Origin of the sequence: Marinomonas atlantica (assembly GCF_001639725.1) — a bacterium.
GTDB lineage: Bacteria > Pseudomonadota > Gammaproteobacteria > Pseudomonadales > Marinomonadaceae > Marinomonas > Marinomonas atlantica.
In genome coordinates this window covers 335,137-349,400 of sequence record NZ_LTAW01000005.1, presented here as the reverse complement: position 1 = coordinate 349,400, position 14,264 = coordinate 335,137, and the positions used below count along the sequence as shown (strand labels likewise).

Genomic DNA, 14,264 nt, shown 5'->3' with positions numbered 1-14,264 from the left:
TAATGCTTAAAATTTTTAATACTTTGAGCGGTAAGAAAGAAGAATTCAAACCGATCGAAGACGGCAAAGTAAAAATGTATGTGTGTGGCATTACGGTTTATGACTATTGTCACATTGGACATGCGCGAGCAATGATTTCATTTGATGTGATCACACGCTTCTTGCGTCATGTGGGCTACGATTTAACCTACGTACGTAACATTACGGATGTTGATGATAAAATCATTAAGCGTGCGGCTGAAAACAATGAAACACCAAGCCAGTTAACAGAACGAATGATTGCTGCGCAAACGGAAGACGAGACAGCGCTGGGTAACAAAGCGCCAGACCTAGAACCGAAAGCCACAGAGTTCATGCAGCAAATCATCGACATGATTCAAGTACTGGTCGATAAAGGTTACGCTTACCAAGGTGAAAGTGGTGACGTGTATTACCGCGCAAGTAAGTTCGCCGATTACGGTAAACTGAATAACCGTAAAATTGAGGATATGCTTGCTGGCGCTCGTATTGAAGTAGAAGCTTCTAAAGAGCATCCTGCGGATTTCGTACTATGGAAACCGGTAAAGGCAGGTGAGGTACACTGGGACTCTCCTTGGGGCAAAGGTCGACCTGGATGGCACATTGAATGTTCAGCTATGTCGACACATTGTCTTGGCTCGCATTTTGATATTCATGGTGGGGGTCCAGACCTTAAATTTCCACATCATGAAAATGAAATCGCTCAGTCAGAAGCGGCTACGGGTGAGCAATACGTAAATTACTGGATGCATTGTGGCGCAGTTCGCGTTAACAACGAGAAGATGTCTAAATCTTTGGGCAACTTTTTTACCATTCGTGAAGTACTTGAAAAGTTCAACCCAGAAGTAGTTCGTTACCTGATGGTGTCTAGCCAGTACCGTAGTAGCATAGATTATTCCGATGCCAGCTTGAAAGATGCTAAGACCGCCTTAGAGCGCTTGTATACGGCGCTTAGGGATCAAGAGATAGCTTCAAACTATGTGGCAACAGAGTTTACAGAGCGCTTTGAAGACGCTATGCGTGATGACTTTAATACACCTGTGGCTTTGTCCGTAATGTTTGAGTTGGTTCGAGAGCTTAACAAAGCACGAGCTGAAGGCAGTGAAGCGGCAGCAACCTTAGCAGCTGAATTGAAAGCGCTTGCGGATGTTTTGGGTCTACTTTATCAGGATCCTGAATATTTCATGCAGAATAGCACTTTCAATGAAGGTTTATCAGCGGCTGATATTGAGGCTTACATTGTTGAACGTGCTCAAGCGCGTAAAGACAAGAACTTTGCCCGTGGTGATGAGATTCGAGATGTATTGTTAGAGAACGGTATCACCTTGCTTGATAGCCGCGAAGGAACGACATGGACTCGTGGTTGATAAACCAATAGTCCATAAAAAGGGAGACTTGTGTGAGTCTCCCTTTTTGCTTACCGTGAAACACAGCAAGTTATTAACTTTCTGATTTAACACGCACTGCAAGAACGTCACACGGTGCACCATGTAAGACGCCATTAGCCGTTGAGCCTAGTAACAGAGCCAGACCATGTCGGCCATGGCTGCCAACGACAATTAAGTCAGCACTTGACTCTTCAGCGACTCGATGGATTTCGCTTTCAATACCACCTTGAGTGACGACAGTGGAGTGAACCGGAACATCTAATTGATCGACGAGCACTTCCATACGGCTTGTCGCTGTACTGTGAAGTTGTTCTTGTATGTCACTTACGTCAATTGGCACATCGCCGCCGTAAGCGTAGTTTAAAGATTCAATTACGTGAATAATAGTAAGTTGGCCATCAAAAGCTTTGCACATGGCAGCCGCCTTGTTAGCAACTAGGATACTTTGGTCCGTTAGATCCACCGCCAAAATAATACGTTGGTAGGGCATGGGATACCTCCAATTTTGGGTTCCATTTATTCTCAACATTTTAAGAGTAAAGCAATGACAGCTTTAATTGTAGTATTTATTACCCTTTCCTTGATGGGGTCAGCATTATGGATCATGCCTACACGACGTGAACGTGAAAAAATGGCATTACGCATGCAGGCTCGCAAGCACAATATTACCGTGCAGTTAACAAGTGTCAATTTGCCAGACAAATGGGATAAGGTAAAAGTCAAAGAAACAGGGCTTTGTGCTTATCATAAATATCGTGAAAAGCCCCTCAAAGACTTTCCTGATATCAATATTTACCCTTATGAGGTTTGGAAGCATGAATCAATTTGTGAAGGCTGGTACGCCAACAAGCCTATTTCAATAGATTCAGATATAGGGGCGCTGCTTGAAAAGCATCATGCTGTTTTTGTAGCGATAGAGATATCTGCTAACTGCGTGAGTTTGTATTGGAGGGAAAAGGGTGACGAAAGCACCGTAAACGATGCTAATGCCATTATCACTGGTCTTTTGTCGCTTCGCTAGCAACGCCAGTAGAAAGGTCTTCAATGGAGTGGACAAGCTCTGAAAGCACTTCTTCAGGATTTTCCGCTTCTTGAATCGCCATAATTTGTGGTGCCAATATTTCTTGCATTCGCCCATCTACAAATTTTTCTAGTTCCTTTTTCTCTGGTCGATCCACGTTGTTAGATTTTAAATGAGAGTGGATAACACTGTAGAGTGTTTGTGCAACGCGCATATCACCTGAGTGAAAGTTTTTATTGGCTTGAACAATTTGGCGATTCAATTGAATCCAAAGATTTAGCCAGCGCAAGTAGACATAGCAGAGTTTGTAATGGGTATTGCTGATACGGCCTTTGCGGCGCATGTAGAGCAGCATCTTTGCTGCTTTAGTTAATCGCTCCTTGTATTTGGTTTTTTCATGAAAACTCATTTCATCGGGTTCTAGATCCATATGTGCCGGGGCCTCTTCTCGTTCTGCCTCAGCTTTAGCGATACGTTGCTCTATTTTTTCTGGGTCATCCGTATATGAGATGAGCTCTCTTAAATTTTCAAGATAAAAGTCATAAAAAACGTCGCTGACGATCATATCGGTGTTAATTGACCGTAGTCCGATGATATGTTGCTCCATACGATCTGCACGATTTTGTAACTGTAGAAGTTTTAATCGACGTTCTTTTAACTCCAGCTCTTTTTGATGAGCACGCGAGCCAACGACCACTGAAACCAGTACGATTATGAAAAGAATGACTATAGTTAGGATCTGAAGCGTAGCCATGATTGTCCTTTGTAAGTGATTTCAGTATGTTAAAGGGCAAATGCTAGACACGGCAATAGGAATGTTGCGAATCTCTCAGGGATTGCTTGTCATATATTAGCGCTTTGCTTAATATCTGCGCCCCTAAGGTATTCTAAGCACGTTCATCTTTCAAAAGTAATTAAGGCTCGAACAACCCAATGGCAAAATCTCTGGTTATCGTGGAATCGCCAGCTAAGGCAAAAACAATTAACAAATATCTCGGCAACGACTTTGTCGTGAAGTCGAGTGTTGGTCATATCCGTGATCTCCCGGCTGGTACGACGTCCACCTCTACACCTCAGGAACGTGCCAAACAGGCTGCGTTGACGCGCAAAATGAGCCCGGAAGAAAAAGCGGAACACAAACGCACAAAAGCACGTAAGCAGCTGATCAATCGTATGGGTGTAGATCCAGAGCATAACTGGGCTGCCCAATACGAAATTTTACCTGGCAAAGAAAAAGTCGTTGAAGAACTGCGCCGACTTGCAAAGAATGCTGACACTATTTATCTCGCAACCGATTTGGATAGAGAGGGTGAAGCCATTGCGTGGCATTTACGTGAAGCCATCGGTGGCGATGATGATCGTTACAAACGTGTGGTTTTCAACGAAATCACAAAGAATGCCATTACCTCGGCCTTTGAAACACCGTCAGAATTAGACATGAATCGCGTCAATGCGCAGCAAGCACGTAGATTCTTGGATCGCGTAGTTGGGTTCATGGTGTCACCTCTGCTTTGGGCAAAAGTAGCTCGTGGATTATCTGCTGGTCGAGTTCAATCAGTTGCGGTGCGACTGATCGTTGAACGAGAAAAAGAAATTCGTGCTTTTATTCCAGAAGAATTCTGGGAGCTGGATGCTAATTTAGCAACTGGTGATAAAGCTAATATCCCATTTGTCACAGTTAAGCATCAAGGTAAAGAATACCGTCCGACTTCTCAAGAACAGTCAGATGAGCACGTAAAACGTCTAGAGAACGCAGCGTTCAAAGTTGCTAGTCGTGAAGATAAACCGACCCGTTCTAAGCCATCGGCTCCTTTCATCACATCTACATTGCAACAGGCTGCGAGTACTCGTTTAAGCTTTGGTGTTAAGAAAACGATGATGCTTGCTCAGCGTTTGTATGAGGGTGGTTATATCACCTACATGCGTACAGACTCAACCAATCTAAGTGCTGAAGCCGTTGAGGCTGCCCGTGAGTACATTCAAAGCAAGTTTGGCGATGCTTACTTGCCACCAGAAGCATTGCGTTATTCGAGCAAAGAAGGCGCTCAAGAAGCCCATGAGGCGATTCGTCCTTCTAGCGTGGATGTGACTCAAGATATGCTGCAAGGCATGGATAAGGATGCACACCGTCTTTATGATTTGATTCGCAATCAGTTTATTGCCTGTCAAATGACCCCTGCTGAATATACCTCTACCACCATTACCGTGATGGCAGATGAATACGAATTACGAGCAAAAGGCCGAATCTTACGCTTTGATGGTTATACCCGTGTTATCACGCCGGTAGGCAAAAAAGTAGAAGACACTATTTTGCCAGATGTAAAACAAGGCGAGCAGTTAGCATTAATTAACCTTGAACCTGAGCAGCACTTTACGAAACCATCTGCACGCTACAGCGAAGCCAGCCTAGTAAAAGAGCTGGAGAAACGAGGGATTGGTCGCCCATCAACTTATGCATCTATTATTTCTACGATCCAAGATCGCGGGTATGTGCGTGTTGAAAATCGCCGCTTCTACGCAGAAAAAATGGGCGACATCGTTACCGATAGATTAGTGGCAAGCTTCGATGATCTAATGGATTTCAGCTTTACTGCGCAAATGGAAGAAGAGCTGGATGATATAGCCGAAGGTGAAAAAGATTGGATAAAAGTACTTAATAGTTTTTACTCTGATTTCAGTAAAACCTTGAATCAAGCCGAAGCCGTTGATGGTGGTATGGCGCCAAATGAGCCAACGCCAACGGATATCCCATGCCCAACGTGTGAACGACCTATGCAGATTCGTACTGCTAGCACTGGTGTATTTTTGTCCTGCTCTGGTTATGTATTACCACCCAAAGAGCGCTGTAAAGCGACCATCAATTTAGTGAGTGGTGATGAAGCCGTTGCCGTCGATGATGAAGAAGGCGAATCTAAAGCTCTGATTAACAAGCGACGTTGTGATATTTGTGGATCAGCGATGGACAGTTACCTAGCCGATGAACATCGCAAATTACATGTCTGTGGTAACAACCCTTCTTGCCCAGGTTTTGAAGTTGAAAAGGGGACTTTCAAACTAAAAGGCTATGATGGTCCTACGCTTGAATGTGATAAATGTTCTTCTGAAATGCAACTTAAAACAGGTCGTTTTGGTAAATACTTTGGCTGTACCAATGAAGAATGTAAGAACACTCGTAAGCTATTGAAAAATGGCGAAGCTGCGCCACCAAAGATGGATCCAGTTCCGATGCCTGATTTAGCATGTCAAAAGGTTGAAGATCATTATGTTTTACGTGACGGCGCAACGGGACTCTTTCTTGCAGCTAGCCAGTTCCCACGTAAACGTGAAACGCGTCCGCCGCTGGTAAAAGAGCTAAAACCTTACATGGATCAAATTGATCCTAAATACCATTATTTTGACAGCGCTCCATTACAAGACGAAGAGGGTAACCCAACTGTTATTCGCTTTAGTCGTAAAACGAAAGAGCAATACATTATGACTGAAGTAGAAGGAAAACCTACGGGCTGGAAAGCCTTCTATGAAGCTGGCAAGTGGAAAATTGATCACGGTAAAAAGAAAAAATGATGGCATCTAGTTTGGCCAGTAGCACTAATCAACGTCTAGATGCGGCACGTCGCCTGCTGGCTCAAAGTCAGCAGGAAGAAGGAGAATGGCTGATGAATAGCTATGAGTCTTCGGCTGTGTTCCAGCTGCGCAGCGGCTTAAATGGTTTACTTCAAGAGGTGATGGATTCTTATAATCTTTCTTGCCAAGTTGATATCGATACCATGGTGCGTGTAAGCCAAGAAAAAGGAATTGCAGTCCCAGTTTTGTCTGAGTTAATGCAGCTTAAATCTTCTAAGCAATCTTGGTTGTCCCAATTATTAGATACATTTGATGCAGCACTTGAGTGTCGTGCAGCAAATCAGGCATACTCCGCATCGGGTAATGTTGAGCTGATTGGCCGAGGCTCTGATGCTGGTGGCTCAACTAAACACATCTTAAGCTCTTTAACTGAGCTCGTCTTACGTTTTCGTGAAGACGCCGCAGAATATTAATGATGAAAGATACGTATTTAGAAATAGTAGAATTAGAAAATGGCGAGATTGTATTGCGCCCAGCAGGGGAAGAAGACGATAAAACGCCGATTGCTACACTGACGATTTCTGATGACACGAAAGACTTCTTGAAGGATCGTTATTTTGAGTTGGCTAAGTGCATGTTCCATGCAGGCATAGATTTTGTTTATTCAGATGATTTTGATGGTTCTGAATCCGAAGTGTATGACGAAGAGTTCATGCCCCGGATATTGCACTGACAATAAAGTTAAAGGTAAAAATTCATGGCCGCTGTAAGTCAGGAACTTAAAGCAGCCATGATGAGGTTCTTACGTACTACAATCCACGTCGAATAACACCAACCGATAAGCCTTCAATAGCAAAATCTTCACTTTCAAGATCAACGATGATGTCACTGAATTCTTCATTTTCAGGAATCAGTCGAACTTCGCGACCTTTTTGCTCGAAACGCTTTACTGTTACTTCGTCGCCAATTCGCGCTACGACAATTTGCCCATTGCGAACCGTGTGGGTTTTATGAACGGCTAACAAATCACCGTCCATAATGCCGGCATTTTTCATGCTCATGCCGTTAACCGATAATAGATAATCAGCTTTGGGAGTAAACATTTCCGGCGCAACACTGATACGTGAATCGATGTTTTCTTGCGCTAAAATAGGGTAACCTGCTGCAACTCGGCCAACGATGGGTAACGTACCATTTTCATCGTTTGCACTGATCGGCTCAGGATCGACAAGACGAATACCTCGCGATGCGCCAGAAAGCATTTCTATAGCGCCTTTCTTGCACAGAGCCTTTAAGTGTTCTTCTGCAGCGTTTGGGGATCTAAATCCTAGACGCGCAGCAATTTCAGCACGAGTCGGTGGAAACCCCGTTTCGATAATGAATTCGCGTATAGTCTCTAGTACATCAGACTGTCTTTTCGTTAATTTAATCATATGGCATCTGTTTGTTTATACAGTTACTGTTATTATATACAGCTATCAATTAATTGCTCAACTAAATTCAATGCTTTCAGACTCAATTAAACAAAATATTCAAACGGCTTACCGTGCTTACCTTGAAGCAAAGGGCCATAAAGCACGTGTTGGGCAGCGACAAATGATCGCCACCATTGCGCGGACCCTCGGTGCTATCATGCAAGGCACGGAAGGTGAGCGTTTAGGTGAAAAGCATGTTGCTGTGGTAGAGGCGGGGACTGGTACAGGCAAAACCCTTTCGTACTGTTTGTCCGCAATACCGATTGCTAAAGAGAAAGGCGTCAAGCTGGTTATTTCTACGGCAACAGTGGCTCTACAAGAGCAAATTCTCCACAAAGAGCTTCCCAGCCTATTAGAACTAACCGATTACAGTTTTCGTTATACCTTGGCGAAAGGTCGTGGGCGCTACATGTGTTTGAATAACCTAGAAGGTTTTTTAGGTGCCGAAGAGCAGGCCACAGAGGATATGTTCGCAGGATTATTCGAACAGCATCTTGCTGCCGATGATGTCAATACAGCGCTTTATCAAGAAATGGATGAAGCATTAGAAAATGGGAAATGGGACGGCGACAAAGATAACTGGGAAGGCATCATCCGTGAACAAGATTGGCGACGACTGACTACTGATCATCAGCAATGTACGAATCGTAACTGTGCTAATTTTTCTGTCTGTCCGTTTTTTAAAGCTCGTGCAGAGTTAGAAACCGCTGATGTCATTGTTGCCAATCACGATTTGGTTTTAGCAGATTTATCGTTAGGCGGCGGTGCAATATTGTCTGACCCTAAGGAGACCATATATGTGTTCGATGAAGGCCATCATCTTCCTGACAAAGCGATTAGTCATTTTCGTCATGAAGTTAGATTACAACAGAGTATTAGTTGGCTAAAACAACTTGATAAGAACTTAATTAACTTACGTCAAGAGCTAATAGATGAGGTGAGTTTAACTGGCCAGATTTTGCTAAAAATCCCTCAGCAGATCCAAAGCACCATTAATTTCATTCAGTATGTGCAACAAGGACTGGCTCCGTTTATTCAAGAATTAGGCTTGGATCAAGATACTCGCCAGCATCGCTTTGAATTTGGTGTCATTCCTGAGGAACTGCGTCAACTCGCGTACAGTTTAGCTATGTCCTATCAAAAGCTGTTTAAGCAGATTGAGAACATCCAGGATGAATGCAAAAAAGTTAAACAGAATGAAGGTATGGGGATTAAAGAAGAAACGGCAGAAAGCTGGCTACCTATCTTAGGTGTCATTTTAGGGCGCCTAGAAACCTGCACCGAACTGTGGAAGCTTTATTCATCGCTGGATGACCAGCAATATCCTCCTAATGCTCGCTGGTTGCTTGTCGTCGGTCAGGGCATGGATCAGGACATTGAATTGGGTGGTTCACCTATCTTAGCCGCTCATACGCTGCGTATGCAGTTGTGGGACAAATGCTTTGGGGCAGTCGTCACCTCTGCCACATTGACGGCGTTAAACGAATTTCATCGTTTTAATATGCGCTCTGGCGTGCCCAGAGAAAGTGAATATCTTCGTGTTATCAGCCCATTTGATTTCGCTAACAAAGGTACTCTCATTGTACCCAATATGCAGGTGGAGCCGAATCAAGCCGAAGCACACAGCAAAGAATTGATTCAATATTTGAATGATAAAGTGGATACATCGTTAGGTTCGCTGGTTTTGTTTTCATCACGCCGTCAAATGGAAGAGGTGGCCGCAGGTTTAAAAGAAGCACTTAAAGACATCCTGTTAATTCAAGGTGAGCAGTCCAAACGCATTATCTTAGAAACACACAAAGATGCGATTGATGCTAAAAAAGGCAGTTTGCTATTTGGCTTGGCCAGCTTTGCGGAGGGAGTCGATCTTCCCGGTGACTATCTCACACGCGTATACATTGCTAAAATTCCTTTTGCGGTGCCAGACGATCCGGTTGAAGCGACTTTAGCTGAGTGGATTCAAAAACGTGGTGGAAATCCATTTATGGAAATCACTATTCCTGATGCGTCATTGCGCTTAGTTCAAGCCACTGGGCGCTTGCTTCGAAGTGAGAATGATAGTGGCGAAATCCACATACTCGACAAGCGTCTTAGAACCAAACGCTATGGCTCGCAGCTGATCAATAGCTTGCCGCCTTATAAGCAGATTTAACAAACTAAAGGTGATAACTGAGTGTCATTTAGGTACACTCAGAGGCCTGTTAACAAACATTCATTTAAAAGAGATTAAAGACTCTCACATGGAAAAACAGCAAGAAGCCGCGCGCCCAGCCTCTAAAGGGCCAAAGCGCCAGCGCAGACCCCGTCGTAAACACAACAAAAGCAGTGCTAACGCCACGGGAGCTAACGCTCCGGCTGCTGAAAAGGAAACTAATGTGCTTTGGTCTATTGATGACTTTAACGTTCAAGAAGTAGAAGGCAAAACTCGTTTCCACGATCTAAATCTTCCAGATCGCGTACTTCGCGCTATTCAAACCATGGGCTTTGAATATTGCAGCGAAATTCAAGCAGCAACACTACCTGCTACATTGCAAGGCTATGACCTGATTGGACAAGCTCAAACTGGCACAGGTAAAACTGCTGCCTTCTTGATTGCTATGATCAGCGATTTCTTGGATTACCCAGAAAAACAAGAGCGTCAAAATCACTTTCCTCGTGGTTTAATTATTGCGCCAACACGTGAGTTAGCACTTCAAATTTCTGATGAAGCGGAAAAACTTACTAAGTACACAAACCTAAACGTTGTGTCTCTGGTTGGTGGTATGGATTATGACAAGCAGCGTAAACAGCTTGAGTCCATGCACGTTGATCTTGTTGTCGCTACACCTGGTCGTTTGCTCGACTTTGCCCGCAACAAGAAAGTGATGCTTAATAAAGTAGAATGCGTTGTGCTGGATGAAGCAGACCGCATGTTGTCTATGGGCTTTATCCCTGACGTAAAAAGCATTATTCGTATGACGCCTCATAAAGAACGTCGTCAGACAATGCTGTTCAGCGCTACTTTCCCGAAAGATGTACAGGCACTCGCGCGTCAATGGACCTACCACCCTCAAGAAGTGTCAGTTGTTCCGAAAGAAACAACGAACAAGAACATTGATCAGGTGATTTATACGGTTTCCGCGGGTCAAAAATGGCCAATTCTTAAAAAATTGATCGAAGATAATGGCAATCAACGTACGATTATTTTTGCTAACCGCCGAGACGAAACACGTGATCTTAATGAAAAGCTAAGAAAAGCGAACATTAACTGTGCGATGCTATCAGGCGAAGTATCTCAAGAAAAACGTGTTAAAACACTTGATAAGTTTAAAGATGGCAGTCTCCAAGTGCTTGTCGCAACTGATGTAGCTGGCCGTGGTATCCATGTTGACAACATCGAGCTCGTGGTTAACTACACGTTGCCTGATGATCCTGAAGACTATGTTCACCGAATTGGCCGTACAGGTCGAGGTGGTGAAATGGGTAAATCTGTTAGCTTTGCTACAGAAGATGACTCATTCATGATTCCTGAAATCGAAGCGACAATTGGTGCATCGATCCGTTGTGAATACATGCGCGACCAAGACTAAAGAGGACTCATGAAGCTACACCATCACTTTGCTCAGCTAGGTAATGAGTTTTATGCTCACTGCCTAATCCAGCCTTTAGCTGAGCAGCGGTTGGTAGAGTATAACAAGGCTCTTTCAAGTGAGTTAGGAATCGACTTTTCAGATGATGAGGTTCATAAGATCCTAAGTGGTCAAGAACCAGTCGACCAGTCCTTGAGTATGGTGTACGCTGGTCATCAGTTTGGAGGCTTTAGCCCTCGTCTAGGTGATGGTCGAGGCGTATTGCTTGGTGAGGTAAAAGATCAGCAAGGCATATTACATGACCTTCATGTAAAAGGTGCAGGGCAGACCCCTTTCAGCCGTCAAGGCGATGGACGAGCTGTGCTACGCTCCAGTATTCGTGAATACCTTGCCAGTGAAGCAATGTATGCGTTGGGTATCCCTACCTCAAGGGCGCTAGCCTTGTATGATAGTAAGCAAGTGGTTTATCGAGAGCGCCCTGAGTCTGGTGCATTGTTAATCCGTACCGCAAAATCACATGTTCGATTTGGTCATTTTGAGTATTTTTTTGCTCACAAAATGTATGACCAACTGCAAGAGCTCATCGACTTCACTCTTGATACCTATTTTTCACATCATAGAGATAAACCAGAACCACTAAAAGCCATGCTGATTGATATTGTTCAACGAACAGCTCACATGATAGCAAAATGGCAGTCAGTTGGCTTTCAGCATGGTGTGATGAATACGGACAACTTTTCAGTTCTGGGTGAAACCATTGACTACGGCCCGTTCGGCTTCATGGAAAATTTCAATGATAAATGGATATGTAATCACTCTGATCATGAAGGGCGATATGCGTTTCACCGACAACCGGGTATCGGTCTTTGGAATTTGAATTGTTTGATGTTCGCTTTCTCAAAACATTTTTCACGTGATGAATTGATTGAGGTGCTAAAGCATTATGAACCTGCTCTTCAATCACATTATGACGAACTAATGACGGAAAAATTAGGCCTTGCAAGCACTGATTTGCTTGAACCTATACTTGAAAAGCTGTTTGTTGTACTTAGAAAAGAGCAATTGGACTTCACGACTTTCTTTCGATTATTGAGCCAAATTGATCCGGACCAGCCGGAATTACTCATGGATGAAGTCGTAGATAGAAAAGTAATGGCAGATTGGTTGGATTATTATTGGTCTATTAGAAATGACGGACGAGATCAACAGGCCGTCAGTCAACAGATGCAAAAAGTAAATCCGAAATTTGTTCTAAGAAATTACCTTGCACATGAAGCAATTGTCGCCGCTGAATCGGGTAATTACTTGCCGTTTAGACAGTTGCTTAACGTACTGAACAGTCCATTTGAAGAGCATGAAGAAAGTAATGCTTTGGCGATGCAATCCCCTGATTGGGCTCGCCACCTAGAAGTAAGCTGCTCTTCATAACGATAAGGTATTAATGTAACTATGGATATTCAATCGGTTTGTGTTTTAGGAGGCGGTAGCTTCGGTACTGCTTTGGCAAATATTATGGCTAATAATGGCCATCAAGTTAGCCAATGGATGCGTAATGAAGAGCAGGTTGAAGAAATCAACTTAACTGGTCTAAACAGTCGCTATTTACCTAATGCTCCTTTGCATCGTGAGCTTTTAGCAACTAACAACCTTGAAGAAGCGATTCGTGCGAGTGATACTATTTTTGTATCCATTCCATCAAAATCATTCGAGCAAGTTGTTGAACGCATTAAGCCATTGCTGACACCTGAAAAAATTCTGATCAGTACCACAAAGGGCTTTAACCCTAGTCGATTTGAGCTAATGAGCGACATTTTGCGTCGTAATGGTGTTTCAGATCGAATTGGAGTTCTAAGTGGTCCAAATTTAGCGAAGGAAATTGCCGCAGGCCAACTGACAGGTTCAGTCATTGCTAGTGATGATGATGACTTACGTGAAACTGTGATCGAATTATTGAAATCTCGTACCTTTCGAGTTTATGAAAACCATGACAGCAAAGGTGTAGAGCTTGCGGGTGCTTTGAAAAATATCTATGCGATTGTCTGTGGTTTAGCAAAAGCTAAACAGGTCGGTGAGAATACCATGGCCATGATTATGACTCGAAGTTTGGCTGAAATGAGCCGCTTTGCTGTGCATTTCGGAGCAAATCCAATGACATTTCTTGGTTTAGCTGGCATGGGAGATTTGATTGCTACCTGTACATCACCTTTAAGTCGTAACTATCGAGTCGGTTTTGCATTGGGTTCTGGTGAAGAGCTCGAAAAAGCAATCGGAGCAATCGGTGAAGTGGCAGAAGGTGTCAATACCTTACGCATGGTCGTAGAAGAGGCGGATAAACACGGTCTTTATATGCCGCTTGCGTCAGGCTTGTACAAATTGATTTTTGACAATGCGAGTTTAGACTCCTTAATTGGCACCCTGATGACAGGTGAACAAAAATGGGATGTTGAGTTCGCGACAGCTGGAGTAAATAGAAATGAATAAACCTGGTTACGCTAATCAAGAATTTTGGATTAGAATGTTTTTTATGCTGATTTATTGGGGTTTGCTAAACATCGCACTAACAGTGTTTGGTTTTTTAATAATTATCACCACATTGGTTCGTTTTGGCTCTAAAACAGAGCTTTCTTCGTTGAACTACTGGTTATCTTCAACGGGTGTATTTATTAAGCAAACTATTTCTTTCTTGTCGTTCTCGAAAGAAGAAAAACCTTTCCCGTTCCAGTCTTGGCCTGAAAAAGATAGCCGTGAAGACTAAGCGTCTCTATATATTGCGTCATGGTCACGCTGAGCCTTATTGCTATGAGCAAGATGCTCAGCGTGAATTAACCAAGCAAGGGATTGAAGAAGTGCGCAGCACTGCCAAACAATTCTTAGCCCTTGGTGATAAACTTGATGCTGTATTTGTGAGCCCGTTTTTACGGGCTCAACAAACCGCAAATGAATTTTTGAGAATATCAGGTTCTCAATCTACTCCAGAAACACTCGACTCAATCACACCCAATGGTAAAGAACTTGATATAGCGCTTTGGCTAAATGACCTTCCTTATGAGTCCATCCTGATAGTGACCCATCAACCCTTTGCATTCCAATTAGTTGAAATGCTTGCTGATGCACCTTTGCCATATAGTTTTCAAATGACAACAGCAACAATGGCGTCTTTAGAAGGGGAACTATTTGCTACGGCATGCTGTCAATTTAGATGGGCAATTTCACCTAATCACTAAATAAG

At 43.4% G+C, this 14,264-nt stretch carries 14 protein-coding genes; 11 read left to right on the top strand and 3 right to left on the bottom strand.

The annotated features are described in order from the left end of the window. Positions 1–2: 2 nt before the first annotated feature. A complete protein-coding gene (cysS, locus tag AYW75_RS11330) occupies positions 3–1,385 on the top strand; it encodes a cysteine--tRNA ligase (RefSeq protein ID WP_067099480.1) in 1,383 nt (460 codons plus the stop codon). Positions 1,386–1,458: 73 nt separating this feature from the next. On the opposite strand, the gene AYW75_RS11325 is transcribed toward cysS, so the two are convergent. Next, positions 1,459–1,896, bottom strand: a complete 438-nt coding sequence (locus AYW75_RS11325) for a universal stress protein (protein WP_067099478.1) — start codon at positions 1,894–1,896, stop codon at positions 1,459–1,461. A gap of 54 nt (positions 1,897–1,950) precedes the next feature. Between AYW75_RS11325 and AYW75_RS11320 the strand changes: the two genes are divergently transcribed. After that, positions 1,951–2,427: a hypothetical protein gene (locus AYW75_RS11320; RefSeq protein WP_067099476.1), complete on the top strand. Its 477-nt coding sequence runs from the start codon at positions 1,951–1,953 to the stop codon at positions 2,425–2,427. On the opposite strand, the gene AYW75_RS11315 is transcribed toward AYW75_RS11320, so the two are convergent. Next, positions 2,402–3,181 carry a DNA topoisomerase I gene (locus tag AYW75_RS11315; protein ID WP_067099474.1) on the bottom strand — a complete coding sequence of 260 codons (780 nt, stop codon included), beginning with the start codon at positions 3,179–3,181 and terminating at the stop codon, positions 2,402–2,404. The genes AYW75_RS11320 and AYW75_RS11315 overlap by 26 nt on opposite strands. Before the next feature lie 179 nt (positions 3,182–3,360). Between AYW75_RS11315 and topA the strand changes: the two genes are divergently transcribed. Genes topA through AYW75_RS11300 form a run of 3 tightly spaced genes read left to right on the top strand, consistent with a single transcriptional unit; the run spans position 3,361 to position 6,724 of the window. Continuing rightward, positions 3,361–5,991: a type I DNA topoisomerase gene (gene topA, locus AYW75_RS11310; RefSeq protein WP_067099472.1), complete on the top strand. Its 2,631-nt coding sequence runs from the start codon at positions 3,361–3,363 to the stop codon at positions 5,989–5,991. Then, positions 5,988–6,464: a DUF6586 family protein gene (locus tag AYW75_RS11305; protein WP_067099470.1), complete on the top strand. Its 477-nt coding sequence runs from the start codon at positions 5,988–5,990 to the stop codon at positions 6,462–6,464. The genes topA and AYW75_RS11305 overlap by 4 nt, the downstream gene beginning before the upstream one ends. After that, positions 6,464–6,724 carry a hypothetical protein gene (locus AYW75_RS11300; protein ID WP_231886194.1) on the top strand — a complete coding sequence of 87 codons (261 nt, stop codon included), beginning with the start codon at positions 6,464–6,466 and terminating at the stop codon, positions 6,722–6,724. Before AYW75_RS11305 ends, AYW75_RS11300 begins: the two co-directional genes overlap by 1 nt. Before the next feature lie 76 nt (positions 6,725–6,800). Here the strand turns inward: AYW75_RS11300 and lexA are convergent, their stop codons facing one another. Then, complete coding sequence (lexA, locus tag AYW75_RS11295) at positions 6,801–7,424, bottom strand: transcriptional repressor LexA (protein WP_067099468.1); 624 nt, start codon at positions 7,422–7,424, stop codon at positions 6,801–6,803. A gap of 70 nt (positions 7,425–7,494) precedes the next feature. Here lexA and dinG point away from each other — a divergent pair, with 70 nt between their 5' ends. From dinG to sixA, 6 genes are all read left to right on the top strand, one after another. Next, entirely contained in the window at positions 7,495–9,618 is a 2,124-nt protein-coding gene (gene dinG / locus AYW75_RS11290; RefSeq protein ID WP_067099466.1) for an ATP-dependent DNA helicase DinG, read from the top strand. 88 nt (positions 9,619–9,706) lie between these two features. Continuing rightward, positions 9,707–11,035 (top strand): DEAD/DEAH box helicase, encoded by a 1,329-nt coding sequence (locus AYW75_RS11285; RefSeq protein WP_067099464.1) that lies wholly within the window; start codon positions 9,707–9,709, stop codon positions 11,033–11,035. A 9-nt stretch (positions 11,036–11,044) separates the two neighbouring features. Beyond that, a complete protein-coding gene (locus AYW75_RS11280; RefSeq protein WP_067099462.1) occupies positions 11,045–12,463 on the top strand; it encodes a protein adenylyltransferase SelO in 1,419 nt (472 codons plus the stop codon). Positions 12,464–12,484: 21 nt separating this feature from the next. Next, positions 12,485–13,516, top strand: coding sequence for an NAD(P)H-dependent glycerol-3-phosphate dehydrogenase (locus AYW75_RS11275; RefSeq protein WP_067099460.1), 1,032 nt, complete (start codon positions 12,485–12,487; stop codon positions 13,514–13,516). Then, positions 13,509–13,790 carry a DUF4389 domain-containing protein gene (locus tag AYW75_RS11270; RefSeq protein ID WP_067099458.1) on the top strand — a complete coding sequence of 94 codons (282 nt, stop codon included), beginning with the start codon at positions 13,509–13,511 and terminating at the stop codon, positions 13,788–13,790. The genes AYW75_RS11275 and AYW75_RS11270 overlap by 8 nt, the downstream gene beginning before the upstream one ends. Then, positions 13,780–14,259, top strand: coding sequence for a phosphohistidine phosphatase SixA (sixA, locus tag AYW75_RS11265; protein ID WP_067099456.1), 480 nt, complete (start codon positions 13,780–13,782; stop codon positions 14,257–14,259). Before AYW75_RS11270 ends, sixA begins: the two co-directional genes overlap by 11 nt. Positions 14,260–14,264: the final 5 nt, after the last annotated feature.

What these genes read in the sequence shown, in the direction of transcription:
- cysS (WP_067099480.1), top strand. Translation starts at nt 3, where the DNA reads ATGCTTAAAATTTTTAATACTTTGAGCGGTAAGAAAGAAGAATTCAAA.
- AYW75_RS11325 (WP_067099478.1), bottom strand. Translation starts at nt 1,896, where the DNA reads ATGCCCTACCAACGTATTATTTTGGCGGTGGATCTAACGGACCAAAGT.
- AYW75_RS11320 (WP_067099476.1), top strand. Translation starts at nt 1,951, where the DNA reads ATGACAGCTTTAATTGTAGTATTTATTACCCTTTCCTTGATGGGGTCA.
- AYW75_RS11315 (WP_067099474.1), bottom strand. Translation starts at nt 3,181, where the DNA reads ATGGCTACGCTTCAGATCCTAACTATAGTCATTCTTTTCATAATCGTA.
- topA (WP_067099472.1), top strand. Translation starts at nt 3,361, where the DNA reads ATGGCAAAATCTCTGGTTATCGTGGAATCGCCAGCTAAGGCAAAAACA.
- AYW75_RS11305 (WP_067099470.1), top strand. Translation starts at nt 5,988, where the DNA reads ATGATGGCATCTAGTTTGGCCAGTAGCACTAATCAACGTCTAGATGCG.
- AYW75_RS11300 (WP_231886194.1), top strand. Translation starts at nt 6,464, where the DNA reads ATGATGAAAGATACGTATTTAGAAATAGTAGAATTAGAAAATGGCGAG.
- lexA (WP_067099468.1), bottom strand. Translation starts at nt 7,424, where the DNA reads ATGATTAAATTAACGAAAAGACAGTCTGATGTACTAGAGACTATACGC.
- dinG (WP_067099466.1), top strand. Translation starts at nt 7,495, where the DNA reads ATGCTTTCAGACTCAATTAAACAAAATATTCAAACGGCTTACCGTGCT.
- AYW75_RS11285 (WP_067099464.1), top strand. Translation starts at nt 9,707, where the DNA reads ATGGAAAAACAGCAAGAAGCCGCGCGCCCAGCCTCTAAAGGGCCAAAG.
- AYW75_RS11280 (WP_067099462.1), top strand. Translation starts at nt 11,045, where the DNA reads ATGAAGCTACACCATCACTTTGCTCAGCTAGGTAATGAGTTTTATGCT.
- AYW75_RS11275 (WP_067099460.1), top strand. Translation starts at nt 12,485, where the DNA reads ATGGATATTCAATCGGTTTGTGTTTTAGGAGGCGGTAGCTTCGGTACT.
- AYW75_RS11270 (WP_067099458.1), top strand. Translation starts at nt 13,509, where the DNA reads ATGAATAAACCTGGTTACGCTAATCAAGAATTTTGGATTAGAATGTTT.